This window comes from Pseudomonas sp. FGI182 (genome assembly GCF_000511325.1).
In the GTDB taxonomy this organism is placed as follows: Bacteria; Pseudomonadota; Gammaproteobacteria; order Pseudomonadales; family Pseudomonadaceae; genus Aquipseudomonas; species Aquipseudomonas putida_Z.
On the sequence record NZ_CP007012.1, the window covers coordinates 3,517,433 to 3,537,145 of the forward strand.

Sequence of the window (19,713 nt, forward strand, 5' to 3'; positions counted from 1 at the left end):
CCATTCGTCAAAACACTGGCTCTGAAAAGTAGATTGAAACGGCTATGAGAGGTGGCTGCAGGCACATGCGCCGCTGAGGCTCGATGATAAGCGTCAAAAAAACAACAAAATGACTGACGAACAACCGAACCCGTCAATTCTACAGCAGGGAGGCAAAATGAAATCAAGCAGAAATGTAATGAATTGCAAAAAATTGTTAGCAGCAGGTGCAGGTCTGGAAATGTTTGGCGCCTGTGAGATCGAGCGCCGTCCACGCGGCGCTTCGCAGCACAAGGTTGCCTCAGGTACACCGTGAACCCGAAGCCTGCGGAGTACCTGTGGGAGCGGGCATGCCCGCGAAGCAGGCGACGCGGTGGATGGCACCGGCTGCGCCGGTGTTCGCGGCCACGGCCGCTCCCACAGGTACAGCGTGAGCCCGAAGCCTGCGCCGTACCTGTGGGAGCGGGCAAGCCCGCGAAGCAGGCGACGCGGTGGATGGCACCGGCTTTGCCGGTGTTCGCGGCTAAAGCCGCTCCTACAGGTACAGCGCGAGCCCGAAGCCTGCGCCGTACCTGTGGGAGCGGGCATGCCCGCGAAGCAGGTGACGCGGTGCTCAATCTCACAGGCACCATGAGATTTGGTTATCAAAGCGCCCCACTAAAAATTGATTTCGCTGTCATGACCTGCTCTCTAGACTGAATAAAGGCAACGATAAAACTCAACGTTTTCAGCGCATGTTCAACCGCCCCGGTAGTTCATTCGCTGGCGTGCTCGTGCGCGTCGTAGATAAGGTTTGTTGCAAAGCGTTGTTGTTTAAGGAGTACATATAAAAATGCACAATCACACCGCTGGATTAGACTTGATCAAACAACGCAAGCCGCAACACGGTTTGCCGGGCGCCGCCTATATGGACCCGGTGCTCTATCAGCAGGACCTCGAGCACATCTGGTACAAGGAATGGATCTTCGCCGGCCACACTTTCGAAATGGAAAAAACGGGCGAATACCTGACGCTGCAAATCGGTGAATACCCGGTTGTCGTAGTGCGCGGCAAGGACGGCGTAATACGTGCCTTCCATAACGCCTGCCGCCACCGGGGCTCCAAAGTCTGTACCGAAGCCAAGGGCAAAGTGGCCAAGCTGGTATGCCCGTACCATAAATGGACATTCGAACTGGACGGCAAGTTGCTGTATGCCGGCAACATGGGTACCGACTTCGACCCGTCCGAGCATGAGCTTGCTCCTGTGCACTGCGAGATCGTGCACAGTTACATCTATGTCTGCGTCGCCAGGCAAGCACCGGACTTCGAGAAGTTCCGCAGTGCCGTTTCACCGTTCATTGGCCCTCACTACCTTGAAGACTGCAAGGTCGCGTTCGAATCCCACCTGGTGGAAAAGGGCAACTGGAAGCTGGTCTTCGAAAACAACCGCGAGTGTTATCACTGCGACGGCACCCACCCCGAACTGCTGTGCAGCTATACGGAGCTGGCCTCCGTACGCGGCGACGGCAATGCAGAAGACCCGGTATTTGCCGAGTACTGCAATACGCTCGAGGCAGCCGGCCTCGCCAGCCGCCTGGTCATGGACCCCAATGGCCAGTTCCGCATGACCCGCATCCCGCTCAACCCAGGTGCCAGCAGCTACACCATGGACGGCAAGCCGGCCGTGGCCCGGCGCCTGGACCGCAGTGGCGTGGAGAATATTGGCGCCCTGCTCTACTTCAACTACCCCTCTACCTGGAACCACTTCCTCGGCGACCACGCCTTGAGTTTCCGCGTGCTGCCGGTAGGCCCAGGTGAAACCGTCGTCACCACCAAATGGCTGGTGCCGAAGGACGCACAGGAAGGTGTCGACTACGACATTGACCGGTTGACCAAGGTCTGGATGGCGACCAACGACCAGGACCGGCGGTTGGTCGAAGGTACCCAGGTGGGCGTGACCTCCCCCGCCTACATCCCCGGCCCGTTCTCTTCGATCATCGAAAGTGGCGTGTGCCAGTTCGTCGACTGGTACTGCGACCTGATGACCAGGCGGCTGACCGAAGCGGCGTCGAACAGGATCCTCTGACGCCCACGGCGGAGGGTGCTGCCCTCCGCCGGCCCCAGCCGGTCTACCGGATCGACGGTAGCTTCCTGGCGCATCCCCTCGGCACTGGCCGCCAACCATTTCAGAAGTTGGCTACGAAATTTGACGCCGTAATGGCGCAACGGCCGTTGCCCACACTTCGCCCCCACTTTTCAACTTGACCCGCTGTATGGGAGCCAAGCCTTTTCCCCGGGCAAGACAGAAACAAGACCACAACATCTGTCGCGTGCAACCCGGGCACCCCGAACATTGCAACTGCCATGAATTTCAAAGGAGACAAGAATGATAAGTCCTGTACTCACGGTTGAAGATGTACCCCTCAACAAGTTTCACAAGTCGCTGACTGTCCGTTCAGGCGGTGGCGGTTTTGCCGACGGTTATGTGCTGTGCGTGATTGGCGTCGCCCTGGCGCATATATCGGCGACGTTGCAGTTGAGTACGTTCTGGGAAGGCCTGATCGCCGCTGCGTCCCTGATTGGCGTGTTCTTCGGCGGGTTTCTCGGTGGCTGGCTCACCAACCACCTGGGCCGGCGCAAGGTGTATTTCATCGGTCCGCTGCTGTTCATCGGTGCCTCGCTCGCCCACTTGTGGGTCGATACGGCAATGGGCATGTTCCTGCTGCGGTTGCTGATCGGCATTGGCGTAGGCATCGAATACCCGGTGGCCACGTCCATGCTCGTCGAATTCATGCCGCGCAAGTACCGCGGCTCACGCCTGGCCATGCTGACCCTGTTATGGTTCGCCGGGGCTGCGTCGGCCTACCTGTTCGGGGAGTTGCTGCTGCGCACTCTGGGTGCCGATGCCTGGCCGTTGGTGCTGGCCAGCTCCGCGCTGGTGGGGGTGTTCCTGTTCGTGGTGCGCCTGGGCACCCCGGAATCACCTCGCTGGCTGCTGAGCAAAGGCCGCGATGCCGAAGCCGAGGCCGTGATCAAGGCGGTGTATGGCAGCGATTTCGGCCTGCACAACCTGCCCGAGGAGCAAAACACCCGCAGCCTGACCTTCGCCAACCTGCTGCACTCGGGCTACGGCAAGCGGATGCTGTTCATCGTCAGCTTCTGGACATGCTCCATCATTCCGGTCTTTGCGGTGTACTCGTTCGCCCCCAAGGTACTCGGCGCACTCAACCTGAAAGGTGATATCGCCTCCCTGGGCTCGGCACTGATCACCCTGTTCTTCGTCTTCGGCTGCATGATAGCCACACGCATCATCAACCTGATCGACCGTCGCACCATGCTCAACTGCAGCTTCCTGCTCTCAGGCCTGGCCCTGCTGTGCCTGGGCATTTTCCATGCGAGCCCAGGCCTGGTCATTCTCATGCTGTTTGCCGCCTACGCGCTGTTCATCGGCGGCGCCCAGGTACTGGTGCTGGTCTACCCCAACGAAATCTTCCCGACCGAAATCCGTACTTTCGCCGTGGGCGTCGGTACCTCCGTGTCACGCATCGGTGCGGCAGTCGGCACCTACCTTGTGCCCCTGTCGCTGGATTCGCTGGGGATCGCGCAAACCATGTACATCGCCGCACTGGTCTCGTTCGTCGGCCTGTTCATGTCCTGGGCCCTGGCACCGGAAACACGCTCGCTGAACTTGCAGCAGGCGGCATCGCTGGGCTGATCTGAAACAACACTGTCAAAGGGAACACACAATGGCTGATTTGCTGAGCAAGCAACAATACGCGGCCCTCGCCGCCGAACTGCAACTGCGTACCCAGGCGTTCATCGACGGTGAGTTCCGCGATGCCATCTCGGGCAACACCTTCGTCACCACCAACCCGGCCACCGGCAAGCAGCTGGCCGAAGTCGCCGCCTGCGACGTCAACGACGTGAACGTGGCCGTGGCCGCCGCCAAGCGCGTGTTCGAACAGGGCACCTGGTCGAAGATGCAGCCGAACGACCGCAAGCACGTGCTGCTGAAGTTCGCCCAGCTGCTGGAAGACAACGCCCACGAGCTGGCCGTGCTGGAAGCGCTGGACAGCGGCAAGCCGGTCAGCGAGTGCCAGAACGTCGACGTGCCGGAAACCATCCACACCATCCGCTGGCACGCCGAGCTGATCGACAAGATCTACGACGCCACGGCGCCGACCGGCAATGCCGCCGTGACCATGGTGGTGCGCGAGGCCATCGGCGTGGTCGGCCTGGTGCTGCCGTGGAACTTCCCGCTGCTGATGCTGGCCTGGAAGATTGCCCCGTCGCTGGCCGCCGGTTGCTCGATCGTGGTCAAGCCGGCCAAGGAAACCACCCTCAGCGCCCTGCGCGTGGCCGAACTGGCCCATGAGGCGGGTATTCCTGCAGGCGTGTTCAACCTGGTACCTGGCGGTGGCCGTGAAGTGGGCGAGGCCATTGGCCGCCACATGGACATCCCGATGGTCAGCTTCACCGGCTCCACCGACACCGGCCGCCTGTTCCTCAAGTACGCCGCCGAGTCCAACCTCAAGCGCATCGTCCTGGAGCTGGGTGGCAAGAACCCGGCCGTGGTCATGAACGACTGCGAGGACCTGGACGAAGTGGCCCAGTTCGTCACCGCCGGTGCGTTCTGGAACATGGGCGAAAACTGCTCCGCTTCCTCGCGCCTGATCGTGCACAAGGACGTGAAGGACCAGCTGCTGGGCCTGATCGCCAAGCACCTGAAGGACTGGAAGCTGGGCGACCCGCTGGACCCGGACAACCGCCTGGGCGCCATGGTCAGCAAGTCGCACTTCGAGAAGGTCAAGTCGTACCTGGAATACGCCGCCGAGCACAAGCTCAGTATCGTCCAGGGTGGCGAGACCGAGGACGGCGTGTTCGTGCAGCCGACCATCGTCGACAACGTTGGCCGCGACAACAAGTTGTTCGTCGAGGAGATCTTCGGCCCGGTGCTGAGCGTGACCAGCTTCGAGACCATCGACGAGGCGATCGAGCTGGCCAACGACACCGTCTACGGCCTGGCGGCCTCGGCCTACACCGGCAGCCTGCGCAATGCGCTGCGCCTGTCGCGTGAAATCCGCGCGGGCGTGGTTACGGTCAACTGCTTCGGCGAAGGGGATGTCACCACGCCGTTCGGTGGCTACAAGGAGTCCGGCTTCGGTGGGCGCGACAAGTCCATCTGGGCCCATGACCAGTACACGGAGTTGAAGACCATCTGGATCAACGCTTCGTGACCTGAGCAAGACTGGTGCTGTTCTGACGGAGTTCGGCACCTGGCCGCTTTTGTGGTGGCTTTGCTGGCCCTATCGCCGGCAAGCCAGCTCCCACAGGGACCCCACAGTCTTCACGGCCTGTGCAGTACCTGTAGGAGCGGCCTTGTGTCGCGAAAGGGCTGCGAAGCAGCCCCAGGATTTTAATGCAGATGCACGAATTGCCGGGGCCTGCTCAGAACTTCGACAAGATCCAGTCCCGCATGCGGCAACACGCGCTGTCGTCCTTCTTCTGCTCGTTGAAGGTCAGGAAGTGCTGGCTGTCCTTGTGCACCAACTCCTGCGCCACCGGCCGTACCAGCACCCCCTCCTCGATCAGCGGCTCGATCAGGTAATGCCAGCCCAAGGCGACCCCCTGGCCCTTGATCGCCAACTGAACCAGCGAGCCGTAATCGTTGGAATGCAGCAATTGCGCACCTGCCGCCACCCGCGCACTCAAGTCGACATTGTGGTACTCGAACCACATGTACCAGTCGATGTGCTCGGCAATCTGCGAACGGCCGTAAGGGCTGAGGTTCAGCAGTGAGCCCTGGCTGATACCGTCCAGCGTGGCCACTTCGGGGTGCTGTGCCAGGTAGCCCGGGCTGCAGATCGGGTAGATCACGTCATAGGCCAAAGGGTGGCTGCTGTAGCCTTCCCTGATCTTCGACAGCTTGTTGATGAACATGTCAGGCTGGACCCCAGGTTCCATGTTCACGAAATTCTGGGTGATGACCAGGTTCAGGTCGATGTCCGGGTTCGCTGCCAGAAACTCCGGCAACCGAGGCGTCAACCACAAGCCGGAAAACGCCGGTGTACAGCACAGTGTCACCACCCGCTTGCCCTTGTTCTGCCGACGTATGCGGCTCGAGACCTGGGCGATGTTGCTGAGCGACAGCTGTACGGCATCGAAAAAGATCGCGCCTTCGGGCGTAAGCGCCACCGCCCGCCCGTTGCGGATGAACAGTTCGGCGCCCATGAAACCTTCCAGCTCACGTATCTGTTTGCTGATGGCCGCCTGGGTGACGCACAGCGACTCCGCCGCGCGGGTGAAATTGAGGTACTTAGCCGCCGCGACGAACGCCTTTACGGCGCGCAGCGAAGGCATTTGTATAAGCGCCTGATCGGGCTCTGTGTGCTTGACCATTGACCTCTACCAGTTATCAGGAAACAGGGGGCAGTCGCCGCTGGCCCATCATACAAAAAAAGGGCCTCGATCGAGGCCCTTCGGTACTTCATCGACACGACTGGCGCGCGCTATTCATCGCCTGCACGCAGCTCCTTGAACTTCATGTTGGCCTTGGCGCCGATGGTCAGGAACGGCTGTGGCGGCAACGGCTTGGGCTTGTCATAGGCGCTGAGTATCTGCACCAGTTCACTGTCGATGCCCACTGCCAGGTCCGCCGCAGCGATGCCTGCCGCACTCGACTTGGAAGCACCCAGCCCGTTGCAACCACAGGCAGCGATCACTCCGGTATCGACTTCACCGAACGCTGGCACGCTGTTCCAGGTCAGTGCCATGGGGCCGCCCCAGCGGTACTCCATGCGCAACCCCTTGAGCGTGGGGAAACGCGTCGCGAACTTGCCGTCATGCACACGGCCGGCACTGTTCACCTGGCCATCGCCAATGGTCAGGCTCGGGTTGTAGCTGTAGCGCCAGCGCACCAGAATCCGGTCACTGTCACCATCGCTGATCCGCCGCACCGTGGTGCCCATGGGCAACGCCGGGGTGGCGGCCCAGGTACGCTGGCCCGGTAGAAGTCTGGGGTCGAAGCGCTCGGTCAACGAAGCGTAGGTGAACACATGCAGCAGCTTGCCCTTGAAGAAGCCGAAGCTCTGCGCATGGCCGTTGTTGGCAAGGATGATCTTGCCCGCGGAGACCATGCCGTTTGGCGTCTTGATCACCCACGCGCCACCCACCTGCTTGAAGGACAGGGCCGGCGTCTGTTCATACACCTGCACCGGGTCAGCCAGGGCATCGGCAAAACGCCTGACGTAGGCCGCCGGCTGGATCATCACCGTGCCCGGCATGAACATGCCCGAGGTGTAGGCCGGGCTGCCCGTTACCTCGCCAATCTGCCGGGTGTCCAGCAACTCATACCGCTCACCCAGCGCGTCGAGTTGCTTGCCGTAGGACAGGATGTGCTCGTCCCCCTGCGTGCCCCGGGCCACGCTGAAGCGCCCACAGGGGTCGAAGACTTCCTTGCCCCAGCCATGCAGGTCGGCCAGCTCCCTGCCCAGGTCGATGGCCGTGCGGTACAGCTTGATGTCACGCCGGGCGCGCTCGAGCGAACCACCACCCAAGCCCTCGGCGGACACTTCATGCGGCAGGTCGATGATGAAGCCGGAGTTGCGCCCGGAGGCCCCCTCGCCGACCAGCCCGGCCTCGAGCACCACGACCTTCAGCGTCGGGTCACGCCGGACCAGTTGGCGGGCCGCCGACAAACCGGCAAAGCCACCCCCGATGATGGCAACATCCGCCGTGACCGCACGGTTGAGCACGGCCTTGGCCTGGCGGCGTGGCAGCATCTCCACCCAACCCGAGCTGCCATTGTTGCTGGGCAATTTCGAAGCAGTGTACATAGTGAGCGCCCCTGCGAAATCAGGAAGCCGATGCTTCGCGTTCGATCAACGGAGCCAGTGCCTCACGCAACGCACCCAGCTTGCTTTCGGCCAGGCGGGCCAACGGACGGCGCGGGTTGCCTGCGTCATACCCCATGATCTGCGCGCCGGCGTACACCGACTGCACATAGTCACCCTGCCAGATCAGCGACATCACCGGGGCCAGGCTCTTCCAGATCTGCTGCACCTGGGCCCAATTGCCTTCGCTGGCAGCATTGGCCACGGCAACGCAGGTCTTCGGCGCCATGTTCGCGCCACCCCAGATCAGCCCTGCCGCGCCGGCGAACAGCGCGTAGGGCACCAGCGGGTCCGCGCCGTTCATGGTCGGCAGGCCGGTGCGCGACAACGACGCCTGGGCTGCCAGATCGCCGCTGCTGTCCTTGACCGAGACAAAGTTGGGGATCTGGCTCAGTTGCTTGAACAGCGACGGTGTCACTTCGACACCGACGGCCTGTGGCACGTTGTAGCCGATGATCGGCAGGCCGGCCTCGGACACGCTCGAGTAGAAGTCGACAATGCCCTGGTCGTCGGTGGGGCCTTCGAAGAAGGGCGGCAGCACCATCACACCGTCGGCACCGCAGTCCTTGGCGTGGCGGGTGCGCTCGACCACTTCCTCGACCAGCAGCGCCGAAGTCTGCGCGATGACGCGGGCGCGGCCGTTGATGACCTTGGCACCAAAGGCCACCAGCTCCTTCGATTCATCCTTGCTCAGGTAAACGTGCATCCCGGTTCCGGAGCTGAGTACGAAACCATGCACACCTGCAGCGATGTAGCGCTCGATCAGGCTCTCGAAACGCGCGTAGTCGATCTTGCCCTGTGCATCGAACGGGGTGGTGATGGCCAGGTTTACGCCGGAAAACTTGAATGCGGACATTGGGGTAACTCCTTATTGTTTTGAGCTGGACGGTCCAGCCAAGGCATTGAGCGTGCTGCGGCTCCATGCAAAAGGCTAAAGTCTCATCCACTGTGCATACAGCGACATTTCGGGCGACGACTTGATGAGAAAAGGTTATGCCGCACACTGCACGAACCCCCGCAGGCCTGAGTGATCTGTATGGTTAGCGCCAGGCAAAAGCTGATTTTCGGAGACAAGCATGCTGCGTATTTTTGAACGATGGCTCGACCCCTTCCCCCCTGACGAGATACCACCGCCACCGGTTGGTCTGTTGCGCTTCATGTGGGCCTGCACCCGGGGCGCGCGCGGCTACATCCTGGCGCTTGCGCTGTTCAGTGCCGGCGTATCGATCTACGAAGCCTGGCTGTTCGCCTTCCTCGGCCAGGTCGTGGACCTGCTCTCGGACTGGCAGGCCGGCGGTGCCGTCGGCCCCGAAGAAACCCGGGTGCTGTGGGGCATCGGCATCGTCCTGCTGGTCAGCATCGGGTTGGTGGCGCTGCGCACCATGCTTCAGCACCAGGTACTGGCGATCAATTTGCCGCTGCGCCTTCGTTGGGACTTTCACCGGCTGATGCTGCGCCAGAGCCTGTCGTTCTTTTCTGACGAGTTTTCCGGCCGGGTCACCACCAAGGTGATGCAGACGGCGCTGGCGGTACGCGATGTGTTGTTCACCCTCATCGAGATTCTGCCCGGGATCGGCGTGTACTTCATCGCGATCATTGCCCTGGCCGGTGGCTTTGCCCTGAAACTGATGCTGCCATTCATTGCCTGGGTCGTGCTGTTCGGCCTGGCCATGCTGTATTTCGTGCCACGCCTGGGCAAGGTCGGCCAGGAGCAGGCCAACGCCCGATCATCGATGACCGGGCGGGTTTCTGACGCCTACACCAACATCACCACGGTGAAACTGTTCTCGCACGCCAACCGCGAAGCGCACTTCGCGCGCGCAGCCATGGAGGACTTCAAGCAGACCGGTTTTCGCCAGATGCGTCTGGTCAGCCAGTTCGAAATCGTCAACCAGGCGCTGGTGGTGGGCTTGATCATTGCTGCCGGTGGCTATGCGCTGTGGCTGTGGCACCAGGGCCAGGTCGGCACCGGGGCGGTGGCGGCGATCACCGCCATGGCCTTGCGTATCAACGGCATGTCGCACTGGATCATGTGGGAGATAACCTCGCTGTTCGAAAACATCGGCACCGTGCAGGACGGCATGGCCACCCTCACTCGCGGCCCCAAGGTAACGGATGCGCCCGGCGCTGCCGAGCTGGTAACCAAGGGGGGCGCGGTGAGTTTCGACAAGGTCGGCTTCAACTACAACGGCGAGCGTCAGGTACTCGACGACCTGAGCCTGCACATCCGCCCAGGCGAAAAAGTCGGTTTGGTCGGCCGCTCCGGCGCCGGCAAATCCACCTTGATCAACCTGTTGCTGCGCTTCTACGACGTGGACCGTGGGGAAATCCGCATCGACGGGCAGAACGTGGCCAAGGTCACCCAGGACAGCCTGCGCAGCGCCATCGGCATGGTTACCCAGGACACCTCTCTGCTGCACCGCTCGATTCGCGACAACATCGCCTATGGCCGCCCCGATGCCACCGAAGCGCAGATCCGCGCCGCTGCGGCCAATGCCCAGGCCGATGGTTTCATCAGCCAGCTCAGTGACCGCCAGGGCAACACCGGTTACGACACCTTGGTGGGAGAACGCGGCATCAAGCTGTCTGGTGGCCAGCGCCAGCGCATCGCCATTGCCCGGGTGATGCTGAAGAACGCGCCGATCCTGCTGCTGGACGAAGCCACCAGTGCGCTGGACTCGGAAGTGGAGGTGGCCATTCAGGAGAGCCTGGATGAAATGATGCAAGGCAAGACCGTCATCGCCATCGCCCACCGGTTGTCGACGATTGCGGCCATGGACCGGCTGATCGTGATGGATGAAGGGCACATCATCGAGCAAGGCACCCATGCGCAACTGCTGGCGAAGAAGGGTACTTATGCACGGTTGTGGCAGCACCAGAGCGGCGGGTTCCTGGGTGAGGACCAGGGCGTGGCCGAGGCGATGGAATAGGCAGGAGGTGGGATCAGGTACCGCGTCGCCTGCTTCGCGGGCACGCCCGCTCTCATAGAACAACACATAACTCATTGATTTAGCGGGGCTCTGTGGGAGCGGGCGCGCCCGCTCCCACACGGTACGCGGACCGCTTGCGCACTGAGTTCTCTGCGCGACAGCGCAGCCCAAAGGGCTGGGCAATCTCCCACAGGGATGGCGCCACGCTCAAGCCTCGAAAGCATGCGCGTGCCATCCACCTGTTGCCGGGCCTGCAGCTCAACCAAACACATGCGAAGGCCGGCGCAGCACCGGGTCGAACGGGTTGACCCGCTCGCCAATCGCCGCCGCCTCGCGCTTGAGCAGCGCCACCACGGTTGGCATGCGGTTGGGCCCCAGGCGGTCGCTGATGGTCGCCACGCTCAGGGCCGCCACCGCATGGCCGTTACGATCGAGGATCGGCACCGCCAGGCCGGCCATGCCATCGAGCACTCCGGTATTGCGCCCGGCATAGCCGAGGCTGCGCACATTGTCGATTTCTGCGCGCAGCATGACTTCGTCGTAATGGTGGAAATCCTTCAGCCGCGGCAGGTTGTAGCGGATCACCTCGTCGCGCTCCTCCTCCGGCAGGAAGGCCAGGATTGCCAGGCTGCCCTGCCCCACCCCCAAGGCCACACGGCCGCCAATATCGCCGGTGAAGGTACGGATCGGGTATGGCCCTTCGCTGCGGTCCAGGCACACCGCATCGAACCCCGAGCGCGCCAGCAGGAACAGCGAATCGCCCAACGAGGCCGACAGCCGCAGCAGGCTGGGGCGCACCACATCACGCAGGTTGCCGGCTTGCCCGGCCTTGGCCGCCAGGGCAAAAAAATCCAGGCTCAGCCGGTAGCGCTTGCTGGTCGCGCACTGGTCGACCATGCCTTCTTCAATCAGGCTGCGCAGCAGGCGGTGGGTGGTGGGCTGCGCCAGGCCAACCCGCTGCGCCAGTTGGCTGACCTTCTCGCCCTCGCCGCCGCATTCTCCCAGCGCACGCAACACGGCGAACAAACGCGACACCGCACTGACACCTACTTCCTTGGCCTGCCCATTTCGTTTATCGGAATCCATTTTTCGTCAAACCCTTAAAAATTCCATTCAGTGGAATAATTTCAAAATAGATGTCACCCAGTGAAATTACCCTTTGTCGCCATCCTAATCATTGCCCTACTCTCCGGTCCATAGGGCGATATCACAACATCGGCCGCCGCCACAGAAGCGAGCGCCAACGTCCGTAAAAGCATTGCTTTTCGCCGCTGGCGCTCTGCCCACCCTGAAACTGCCGGTTGACCCCGGTTCCGTTTGCGATGGAGCACAGCCATGACCTTTCTGTTGATCGACAAGCTTTGCAAGCGCTATGGCGCCACGGAGGCAGTGGCCAGCTCGTCACTGGCCATCGAGAAAGGCGAGTTCGTCTCCCTGCTTGGCCCTTCGGGCTGCGGCAAGACCACCACCCTGCAAATGATTGCCGGCTTCGTCGAGGTCACCAGCGGCCGCATTGTCCTCGACGGCCGCGACATCACCCACGCCAAGCCGGCCAGCCGAGGCCTGGGCGTGGTGTTCCAGAGCTACGCGCTGTTCCCGCACATGACCGTGCGCGACAACGTCGCCTTTGGCCTGCGCATGCGCAAGGTGGCCAACGCCGACATCACCCGCAGGGTCGACCAGGCCCTGGCGCTGGTGCGTCTGGACAAGCATGCCGAGCGCTACCCGCGCGAACTCTCCGGCGGCCAGCGTCAGCGGGTGGCCCTGGCCCGCGCACTGGTGATCGAACCGCCGGTACTGCTACTGGACGAACCGCTGTCCAACCTGGACGCCCACCTGCGTGAAGAAATGCAGTTCGAGATCTGTCGCATCCAGAACGAGGTCGGCATTACCACCTTGATGGTCACCCACGACCAGGCCGAGGCCTTGTCGATCAGCGACCGGGTGGTGGTGATGGAGGCCGGGCGCATTACCCAGGTAGATGACCCCTACCGCCTCTACGAACACCCGGGTACGCCCTTCATTTCCGACTTTGTCGGCAAGGCCAACCGCCTGCGCGGCATAACCGGCCCCGGCGGGCAACCGCAGGCGAATGCCCAGGGCCCGCTGACCCTCAGCCTGCGCCCGGAAAAAATCAGCCTCGGCCCGGCCGGCAGCGGCAAGCTCGCAGGCCGCATCAGCTGCCGCTACTTCCTCGGCAGCCAGTGGCTGTATCGGGTCGACACCGCTCTGGGCAACCTGGCCGTGGTGCGTGCCAACGACGGCAACACACCGCTGGATGAAGGCACACAGGTCGGCCTGGACTGGAACGATGCCCTGCTGCGGGTACTGAACGCTGGCGAGGTGGCGGCATGAGCGCGGCAAAGCTGCGCAGCAGCGCCTGGGGCTACGGCCTCAGCAGCCCGGCGCTGCTGTTGTTCCTGGCCTTGCTGGTGGTGCCACTGGGGCTGACCGTGCTGCTGTCGTTCAACGCATTCGACTACAGCAGCGGCATCCAGGCCGGCCAGTACACCCTCGGCCATTACCTGAGCCTGGTGACCGACACCTACTACTACGAGATCTTCTTCCGCACCTTCTGGATCAGCGCCCTGGTCACCCTGCTTTGCGTGCTGATCGGCATCCCCGAGGCCTTGGTGCTCAGCCGCATGGGCGCGCCGTGGCGCTCGATCTTCCTGATCCTGGTGCTGACCCCGCTGCTGATTTCGGTGGTAGTGCGGGCCTTCGGCTGGAGCCTGCTGCTGGGCGCCGACGGCCTGGTCAACCAGGGCATCACTGCCCTCGGCGGGCAGCCGGTGAAGCTGCTGTATACGCCCTTTGCGGTGATCATCGGCCTGGTCCACGTGATGCTGCCGTTCATGATCATCCCGGTGTGGACCTCGCTGCAGAAGCTCGACCCGGCTGCCGAGCAAGCCGCGCTGTCACTGGGTGCCTGCCAGTGGACGGTGTTCCGCCGCATCGTGCTGCCACAGATCATGCCCGGCGTGCTGTCGGGCACGCTGATCGTGTTCGGCCTGGCCGCCAGTTCGTTCGCCATCCCCGGCCTGCTGGGCGGGCGCCGGCTGAAGATGGTCGCCACCATGATCTACGACCAGTACCTGGCCGAACTGAACTGGCCGATGGGTGCCACCATCGCCGTGGCCCTGCTGCTGATCAACCTGCTGGTGATGCTCAGTTGGAACCGGCTGGTCGAACGCCGCTACAAACGCGCACTTGGAGTCTGAACCGATGACCCGTAACGGCCCGCTGGCCCTGTCCTTTCACGCCCTGGTGATGCTGTTCATGCTCGCCCCGCTGGTGGTGGTGTGCCTGGTGGCATTCACCCCGGAAAACACCCTGAGCCTGCCCACCGCCGGCTTCTCGCTGCGCTGGTTCAGCGCCGTTTTCGAGCGTGCCGATTTCCTCGATGCGTTCTACAACAGCCTGAAACTCGCGGCCCTGGCTGCCTCGCTGGCCACTTTGATCGCCGTGCCGGCGGGCCTGGCGATCACCCGCTACAGCTTCCCCGGCCAAGGCTTTCTCAACGGCCTGCTGCTGTCGCCGATCATCATCCCGCACCTGGTGCTGGGTGTGGCCTTGCTGCGGCTGTTCGCCTTGCTGGGGGTCAATGGCAGCTTCGCCTGGCTGGTGTTCGCCCATGTCGTGGTGATCACCCCTTACGTGCTGCGCCTGGTACTGGCTGCAGCCATCGGTATCGATCGCAGCGCCGAGCAGGCCGCGCAAAGCCTGGGTGCTGGCCGGGTCACGCTGTTCTGCAAGGTCACCCTGCCGATGATCCTGCCCGGTGTGGCCGGCGGCTGGCTGCTGGCGTTCATCAACAGCTTCGACGAAGTGACCCTGTCGATCTTCGTCACCTCGCCTGCCACCCAGACCCTGCCAGTGCGCATGTACGTATACGCCACCGAATCCATCGACCCGATGATGGCCGCCGTCTCGGCGCTGGTGATCGCCGTCACCGCCCTGACCATGGTCGCCCTGGACCGCGTATATGGCTTGGACCGCGTGCTGGTGGGCAAGCAATGACAAGGAATGCCCCCATGCCTCTGTTCAAGCGCGTGGCCGAACACGACCGCGAGCCTGTGCCCTTCCTGCTCGACGGCCAACCGGCCAGAGGCATGAGCGGCGATACCCTGCTGACTGCCATCCTGACCAATGCCGGGCACCTGCGCGGCAGCGACTTCAGCGCCGAACCACGCGCCGGCTTCTGCCTGATGGGCGCCTGCCAGGACTGCTGGGTACGCCTGCAGGATGGCCGCCGGGTACGCGCCTGCTCGACCTTTCTGGAACCGGGCCAGTGCGTGACCCGCGACCCGGGGCGTCAGCCATGAGTGCGATCGTGATCATCGGTGCCGGCCCGGCCGGCATCCGCGCCGCGCAAACCCTGGTAGCCCACGGCCTGCGCCCGGTGCTGCTGGACGAAGCCAGCCGCGGCGGCGGGCAGATCTACCGCCAGCAGCCGGCCAACTTTCGCCGCTCGGCCAAAGCGTTGTACGGCTTCGAGGCAGGAAAGGCGCAAGCCGTGCACGCCACCCTCGAGCAACTGCGCGGGCAGGTCGACTACCGCCCGGACACCCTGGTATGGAACGCCGAGCAGCAAGTGCTGGACACCTTGCAACAGGGCCAACTGGCCGACCGCCTGGCGTTCGACCGGGTGATCGTCGCCACCGGTGCCACCGACCGGGTGTTGCCGATACCCGGCTGGACCCTGCCTGGGGTCTATACCTTGGGCGCTGCGCAAATCGCCCTGAAGTTCCAGGGCTGCGCGATCGGTGAACGGGTGGTGCTGGCCGGCAGCGGGCCGCTGCTGTACCTGGTGGCCTACCAGTACGCCAAGGCCGGTGCCACGGTCAGCGCGGTGCTCGACACCTCACCGTTCAGCGCCCAGGTGCGTGCCCTGCCACGCCTGCTTCTGCAACCGGGCACCTTTGCCAAGGGCCTGTACTACCGAGCCTGGCTGGCCCGCAAGGGTGTGCCGGTGCACCAGGGCGTGACCCTGCTGGGTATCGACGGCGAGCAACGCGCCAGCGGTGTGCGCTGGCTGCACAATGGCCAGCAACACGACCTGCCATGCGACGCCGTGGCATTCGCCCACGCCCTGCGCAGTGAAACCCAACTGGCCGACCTGCTGGGTTGCCAGTTCGCCTGGAGCGCGCTCAACCGCGCCTGGCTACCGGTACGTGACGCCCAGGGCCGGGCCACCAGCCCCGGCGTGTACCTGGCAGGCGACGGTGCCGGCATCCTCGGTGCCGACGGTGCCGAGATGAGCGGTGAACTGGCCGCCCTGACACTGCTGGCCGACCTCGGCAAGCCCGGCAACCCGCAGCGCCACCAGCAACTGGAAAGGCGCCTGGCCACCTTGCAGCGCTTCCGCCAAGGGCTGGAGCAGGCCTTTCCATTTCCCGAGCAGTGGGCCCGGCAAGCCCCGGACCATCTCACCGTGTGCCGCTGCGAACAGATCAGCGCCGGGGAAATCCGCGCCACCGTGCGTGCCGGGCACTGGGAAATCAACCGGGTCAAGGCCATGTGCCGAGTCGGCATGGGCCGCTGCCAGGGCCGCGTGTGCGGTGCTGCTGCCGCCGAGTTGATCGCCTGCGAAAGCGGTCGGGCCATTGACCAGGTAGGGCGCCTGCGTGGCCAGGCACCGGTCAAGCCCCTGCCCTTTGGCCTGGAGATAAAACCATGAAGTTGATCGAAGTGGACGCCATCATCGTCGGCGGCGGCATCATCGGCAGCAGCGCGGCCTTGACCCTGGCCCGCGCTGGTCGGCAAGTGGCATTGCTGGAACGCGACTTCTGCGGCTCGCACTCCAGCGGGGTGAACTACGGCGGTGTGCGCCGCCAGGGCCGCTCGTTGGACCAGCTGCCGTTGTCGATGCGCGCCCATGCCATCTGGGGGAATCTGCGCGATTGGATCGGCATCGATGGCGAATACGCCCGCAGCGGCCACCTGAAGCTGGCCCGCAGCGAAACCGACTTCGATGCCTTGAAGGCCTATGCCCGGCGTACCCAGGCTTTTGACCTTCGCCTGCAACTGCTTGAACGACGCGAACTGCGCCAGCGCTTCCCGTGGGTGGGCGATATCGCTGTCGGCGCCTCGTACTGCCCCGAGGACGGCCATGCCAACCCACGGCTGGTGTCACCGGCCTTCGCCCAGGCGGCCAGACGCAGCGGCGCCCAGGTGCATGAGCAGTGCAAGGTGCTGGAGGTGGGGCACGACGGCCACCGTTTCAGCGTAAGCACCAGCAGCGGCCAAGGCTTCAAGGCGCCCTGGCTGTTGAATTGCGCCGGCGCCTGGTCGGCGCAACTGGCCGAGCAGTTCGGCGAGCCGGTGCCGCTGACCGCGGCCCACCCCGCCATGCTGGTGACCGAGCCGCTGCCGCTGTTCATGACCGCCAGCACCGGGGTCGAAGGCGGCGGCATCTACGCCCGCCAGGTGGCGCGTGGCAACTGCGTGCTGGGCGGCGGGCGCGGTTTTGCCCTTACCCCGACCACCGCCCGCCCGGGCCAGGCCGCAGTGCTCGACATCCTGCGCAACGCCACCGAGCTGTACCCGGCACTGGCCGGCGCCCAGGCCATTCGTACCTGGAGCGGCACCGAAGGCTACCTGCCCGATGACGAACCGGTGCTCGGCCCCAGCCTGCACCAGCCCGGCCTGCTGCATGGTTTCGGCTTTGCCGGTGCCGGCTTCCAGATAGGCCCGGCTGCCGGTGAAGCGTTGGCGCAATGCATCCTGCACGGCGCGCCGGCACTCAGCCTGGCGGCTTTTTCCATCAACCGCTTTCAGCCCAACCACCACAAGGAAAACCTGTCATGACGCACAAGCAACGTTTGCTCGCCCTGTTCTGCACCGTGCCCGGCCTGTTCGCCTGCCTGCCCGCCATGGCCCAACCCACGCTTTACCTGGGCATGAACGGCGGCACCATGGAACGGCTGTTCAGCGACAATATCCTGCCAAAGTTCGAGCAGGCCAACGGGGTGAAAGTGGTGATTGTCCCCGGCACCTCGGCCGACATCCTGGCCAAGGTCCAGGCCACGCCTAACAAGCCGTCGATCCATGTGATGGTGCTGGATGACGGCATCATGTACCGCGCCATCGGCATGGGCCTGTGCAGCACGCTCAAACCCAACCCGACCTTGGCCCAGTTGCCGGAAAAAGCCCTGATCAAGGACAAGGCCGCCGCAGTCAGCCTGGGCGTGACCGGGCTTGCCTACAACAGCCGCCTGTTCAAGGCCAATGGCTGGGCAGCGCCCACCTCGTGGAACGACCTGGCCGACCCGCGCTTCAAGGACAAGGTGGTGTTCCAGTCGATGGCATCGTCCACCTTCGGCCTGCATGGTTTCCTGATGTACAACCGCCTGCACGGCGGCAGCGATACCGATGTCAACCCGGGCTTCACGGCCTGGCAGAAGAACGTGGGCCCGAACGTGCTGGAGTACATCCCCAACTCGGCCAAGCTCTCGGAAATGGTGCAAACCGACGAAGCCGCGCTGTTCCCGCTCACCCCCACCCAGGTGACGGCGCTGAAGCTCAAAGGCATCCCGGTGGAGTACGCCGCGCCCAAGGAAGGTGCCGTGGTGCTCAACCAGGCCGAATGCGTCACGGCCAACAACGACCAGCCGGAGCTTGCGCAGAAGCTCGCCGAGTTCCTGCTCAGCCCCGAGGCGCAGTCGCCGGCCCTGGAGCTGGGTGACCAGATCCCGTCCAACCCCAACACACCTACCAGTGACAAGACCCGTGGCCAGGTCGAAGCCATGCAGACCTACCTGCAGACTGCCGTGACCATCGACTGGGACCAGGTCAACACCCAGCGCCCCGAATGGAACGCGCGCTGGAACCGCCAGATCGAGCGATAAGCCGAGGGCCTGGGCCGCTCCCGCCCCTTTGGGCTGCGCTGTCGGTCCGCGTACCCTGTGGGAGCGGCTTTAGCCGCGAAGAATCCAGCGCGGTGCATGGCACCGGCTGCGCCGGTCTTCGCGGCTGAAGCCGCTCCCACAGGGTCCCGGCTAGCTCAATGAATCATGTTCAGTTCTATGAGATCGAGTTTCCCGCGAAGAAGGCAACACACCTCCAAACCCTGACACCTCAATCCAGCACCGGCCGCAACAACGCCTGGGCCTCGTACAGGGTCGGCAGATACCGCAAGCGTATTTCATCCACACTCAACCGCGAAGCATGGGTGGTGATGGTCAACGTCGCTTTCAGCCGGCCAGCCCGGTCCAGCAGTGGCACACCCAGCACGCGCATGCCGATTTCATACTCCTGGTCCACGATACAGAACCCCTGCTCCTTCACCCGCAGCAACTCCGCCTCCAGCTGTAACCGGTCCGTCTGCGTATAAGGCGTCAACCCTCGCAGCGGGTTACGCGCAAAGTAGGCATCCCGCTCCCCCTCATCCAGCCAGGCCAGCCAGACGCGCCCGCCGGCGGTGCAATACATCGGCACCCGCGAACCCGGCCGGATCGACAACGAGGCAACATGGCTGTAGCGGCTGCGCACCAGGTGGATGATCTCGTCACCATCACGGGTACCCACCGACACATGCTCCTGCGTCTGCCGCGCCACCTGCTCGACGATCGGCCGCAGCATGCGCGGCAGTTGCGCCGAGTCCACATACGCCTGGCCAAGGCGCAGCGCCTTGGGCGTAAGCCAGTACTCACGGCTGTCGGTTTCGGCAAACCCTTCGTGCACCAAGGTCAACAGAAACCGCCGCGCGGCACTGGGGGTAAGGCCGGACAACCTGGCCGCCTGGGGCACGCTAAGGCGCGGCTGCTCGGCGCTGAACAGCTGCATGAGCGCCAGGCCCTTCTGCAAGCCGGCGATCAGATCACGGGGGTGGATAGCGGGGGTGTTCATCTATTCGACTCGCAAGCAGGGCAAATACAGCCGGTTACCGCGATAACCGGATCAGTGATGCGATTATCGCATTAAACGCCCGA

Annotated in this window: 17 protein-coding genes; 12 read left to right on the forward strand and 5 right to left on the reverse strand. The window is 63.6% G+C overall.

What is annotated here, in order from left to right:
• Positions 1 to 109: 109 nt before the first annotated feature.
• From C163_RS27165 to C163_RS15520, 4 genes are all read left to right on the forward strand, one after another.
• Positions 110 to 295: a hypothetical protein gene (locus C163_RS27165; RefSeq protein WP_155951625.1), complete on the forward strand. Its 186-nt coding sequence runs from the start codon at positions 110 to 112 to the stop codon at positions 293 to 295.
• Between the two features lie 516 nt (positions 296 to 811).
• Positions 812 to 2,044 carry an SRPBCC family protein gene (locus C163_RS15510; RefSeq protein ID WP_025339612.1) on the forward strand — a complete coding sequence of 411 codons (1,233 nt, stop codon included), beginning with the start codon at positions 812 to 814 and terminating at the stop codon, positions 2,042 to 2,044.
• Between the two features lie 300 nt (positions 2,045 to 2,344).
• A complete protein-coding gene (locus C163_RS15515) occupies positions 2,345 to 3,673 on the forward strand; it encodes an MFS transporter (RefSeq protein WP_025339613.1) in 1,329 nt (442 codons plus the stop codon).
• A 31-nt stretch (positions 3,674 to 3,704) separates the two neighbouring features.
• On the forward strand, positions 3,705 to 5,195 hold the full coding sequence (locus C163_RS15520; RefSeq protein WP_025339614.1) for an aldehyde dehydrogenase: 1,491 nt from the start codon (positions 3,705 to 3,707) through the stop codon (positions 5,193 to 5,195).
• A gap of 211 nt (positions 5,196 to 5,406) precedes the next feature.
• Here C163_RS15520 and C163_RS15525 read toward each other — a convergent pair whose 3' ends face one another.
• From C163_RS15525 to C163_RS15535, 3 genes are all read right to left on the reverse strand, one after another.
• Complete coding sequence (locus tag C163_RS15525) at positions 5,407 to 6,357, reverse strand: LysR family transcriptional regulator (protein ID WP_025339615.1); 951 nt, start codon at positions 6,355 to 6,357, stop codon at positions 5,407 to 5,409.
• 110 nt (positions 6,358 to 6,467) lie between these two features.
• Complete coding sequence (locus C163_RS15530; protein ID WP_025339616.1) at positions 6,468 to 7,793, reverse strand: FAD-binding oxidoreductase; 1,326 nt, start codon at positions 7,791 to 7,793, stop codon at positions 6,468 to 6,470.
• A 19-nt stretch (positions 7,794 to 7,812) separates the two neighbouring features.
• Positions 7,813 to 8,706, reverse strand: coding sequence for a dihydrodipicolinate synthase family protein (locus C163_RS15535; RefSeq protein WP_025339617.1), 894 nt, complete (start codon positions 8,704 to 8,706; stop codon positions 7,813 to 7,815).
• A gap of 220 nt (positions 8,707 to 8,926) precedes the next feature.
• Here C163_RS15535 and C163_RS15540 point away from each other — a divergent pair, with 220 nt between their 5' ends.
• On the forward strand, positions 8,927 to 10,780 hold the full coding sequence (locus tag C163_RS15540) for an ABC transporter ATP-binding protein (protein ID WP_025339618.1): 1,854 nt from the start codon (positions 8,927 to 8,929) through the stop codon (positions 10,778 to 10,780).
• Positions 10,781 to 11,038: 258 nt separating this feature from the next.
• Here C163_RS15540 and C163_RS15545 read toward each other — a convergent pair whose 3' ends face one another.
• Positions 11,039 to 11,866: an IclR family transcriptional regulator gene (locus C163_RS15545; protein WP_025339619.1), complete on the reverse strand. Its 828-nt coding sequence runs from the start codon at positions 11,864 to 11,866 to the stop codon at positions 11,039 to 11,041.
• Positions 11,867 to 12,115: 249 nt separating this feature from the next.
• Here C163_RS15545 and C163_RS15550 point away from each other — a divergent pair, with 249 nt between their 5' ends.
• From C163_RS15550 to C163_RS15580, 7 genes are read left to right on the forward strand one after another with little or no spacing between them, the layout of a single operon-like run.
• On the forward strand, positions 12,116 to 13,135 hold the full coding sequence (locus tag C163_RS15550; RefSeq protein WP_025339620.1) for an ABC transporter ATP-binding protein: 1,020 nt from the start codon (positions 12,116 to 12,118) through the stop codon (positions 13,133 to 13,135).
• On the forward strand, positions 13,132 to 14,001 hold the full coding sequence (locus C163_RS15555) for an ABC transporter permease (RefSeq protein WP_025339621.1): 870 nt from the start codon (positions 13,132 to 13,134) through the stop codon (positions 13,999 to 14,001). Before C163_RS15550 ends, C163_RS15555 begins: the two co-directional genes overlap by 4 nt.
• A gap of 4 nt (positions 14,002 to 14,005) precedes the next feature.
• Positions 14,006 to 14,800, forward strand: coding sequence for an ABC transporter permease (locus tag C163_RS15560; protein WP_025339622.1), 795 nt, complete (start codon positions 14,006 to 14,008; stop codon positions 14,798 to 14,800).
• A 14-nt stretch (positions 14,801 to 14,814) separates the two neighbouring features.
• On the forward strand, positions 14,815 to 15,105 hold the full coding sequence (locus C163_RS15565; protein WP_025339623.1) for a (2Fe-2S)-binding protein: 291 nt from the start codon (positions 14,815 to 14,817) through the stop codon (positions 15,103 to 15,105).
• The gene (locus C163_RS15570) at positions 15,102 to 16,460 is read left to right on the forward strand and encodes an NAD(P)/FAD-dependent oxidoreductase (RefSeq protein WP_025339624.1); all 1,359 of its coding nucleotides are present in this window, start codon (positions 15,102 to 15,104) and stop codon (positions 16,458 to 16,460) included. Before C163_RS15565 ends, C163_RS15570 begins: the two co-directional genes overlap by 4 nt.
• Complete coding sequence (locus tag C163_RS15575) at positions 16,457 to 17,590, forward strand: FAD-binding oxidoreductase (protein ID WP_025339625.1); 1,134 nt, start codon at positions 16,457 to 16,459, stop codon at positions 17,588 to 17,590. The genes C163_RS15570 and C163_RS15575 overlap by 4 nt, the downstream gene beginning before the upstream one ends.
• The gene (locus C163_RS15580; RefSeq protein WP_013972112.1) at positions 17,587 to 18,630 is read left to right on the forward strand and encodes an ABC transporter substrate-binding protein; all 1,044 of its coding nucleotides are present in this window, start codon (positions 17,587 to 17,589) and stop codon (positions 18,628 to 18,630) included. Before C163_RS15575 ends, C163_RS15580 begins: the two co-directional genes overlap by 4 nt.
• A gap of 229 nt (positions 18,631 to 18,859) precedes the next feature.
• Here the strand turns inward: C163_RS15580 and C163_RS15585 are convergent, their stop codons facing one another.
• The gene (locus C163_RS15585) at positions 18,860 to 19,630 is read right to left on the reverse strand and encodes an IclR family transcriptional regulator (RefSeq protein ID WP_025339626.1); all 771 of its coding nucleotides are present in this window, start codon (positions 19,628 to 19,630) and stop codon (positions 18,860 to 18,862) included.
• Positions 19,631 to 19,713 lie beyond the last annotated feature (83 nt).

Bases quoted from the DNA above. Each gene is read 5' to 3' on its own strand.
- C163_RS27165 (WP_155951625.1), top strand. From the start codon at position 110: ATGACTGACGAACAACCGAACCCGTCAATTCTACAGCAGGGAGGCAAA.
- C163_RS15510 (WP_025339612.1), top strand. From the start codon at position 812: ATGCACAATCACACCGCTGGATTAGACTTGATCAAACAACGCAAGCCG.
- C163_RS15515 (WP_025339613.1), top strand. From the start codon at position 2,345: ATGATAAGTCCTGTACTCACGGTTGAAGATGTACCCCTCAACAAGTTT.
- C163_RS15520 (WP_025339614.1), top strand. From the start codon at position 3,705: ATGGCTGATTTGCTGAGCAAGCAACAATACGCGGCCCTCGCCGCCGAA.
- C163_RS15525 (WP_025339615.1), bottom strand. From the start codon at position 6,357: ATGGTCAAGCACACAGAGCCCGATCAGGCGCTTATACAAATGCCTTCG.
- C163_RS15530 (WP_025339616.1), bottom strand. From the start codon at position 7,793: ATGTACACTGCTTCGAAATTGCCCAGCAACAATGGCAGCTCGGGTTGG.
- C163_RS15535 (WP_025339617.1), bottom strand. From the start codon at position 8,706: ATGTCCGCATTCAAGTTTTCCGGCGTAAACCTGGCCATCACCACCCCG.
- C163_RS15540 (WP_025339618.1), top strand. From the start codon at position 8,927: ATGCTGCGTATTTTTGAACGATGGCTCGACCCCTTCCCCCCTGACGAG.
- C163_RS15545 (WP_025339619.1), bottom strand. From the start codon at position 11,866: ATGGATTCCGATAAACGAAATGGGCAGGCCAAGGAAGTAGGTGTCAGT.
- C163_RS15550 (WP_025339620.1), top strand. From the start codon at position 12,116: ATGACCTTTCTGTTGATCGACAAGCTTTGCAAGCGCTATGGCGCCACG.
- C163_RS15555 (WP_025339621.1), top strand. From the start codon at position 13,132: ATGAGCGCGGCAAAGCTGCGCAGCAGCGCCTGGGGCTACGGCCTCAGC.
- C163_RS15560 (WP_025339622.1), top strand. From the start codon at position 14,006: ATGACCCGTAACGGCCCGCTGGCCCTGTCCTTTCACGCCCTGGTGATG.
- C163_RS15565 (WP_025339623.1), top strand. From the start codon at position 14,815: ATGCCTCTGTTCAAGCGCGTGGCCGAACACGACCGCGAGCCTGTGCCC.
- C163_RS15570 (WP_025339624.1), top strand. From the start codon at position 15,102: ATGAGTGCGATCGTGATCATCGGTGCCGGCCCGGCCGGCATCCGCGCC.
- C163_RS15575 (WP_025339625.1), top strand. From the start codon at position 16,457: ATGAAGTTGATCGAAGTGGACGCCATCATCGTCGGCGGCGGCATCATC.
- C163_RS15580 (WP_013972112.1), top strand. From the start codon at position 17,587: ATGACGCACAAGCAACGTTTGCTCGCCCTGTTCTGCACCGTGCCCGGC.
- C163_RS15585 (WP_025339626.1), bottom strand. From the start codon at position 19,630: ATGAACACCCCCGCTATCCACCCCCGTGATCTGATCGCCGGCTTGCAG.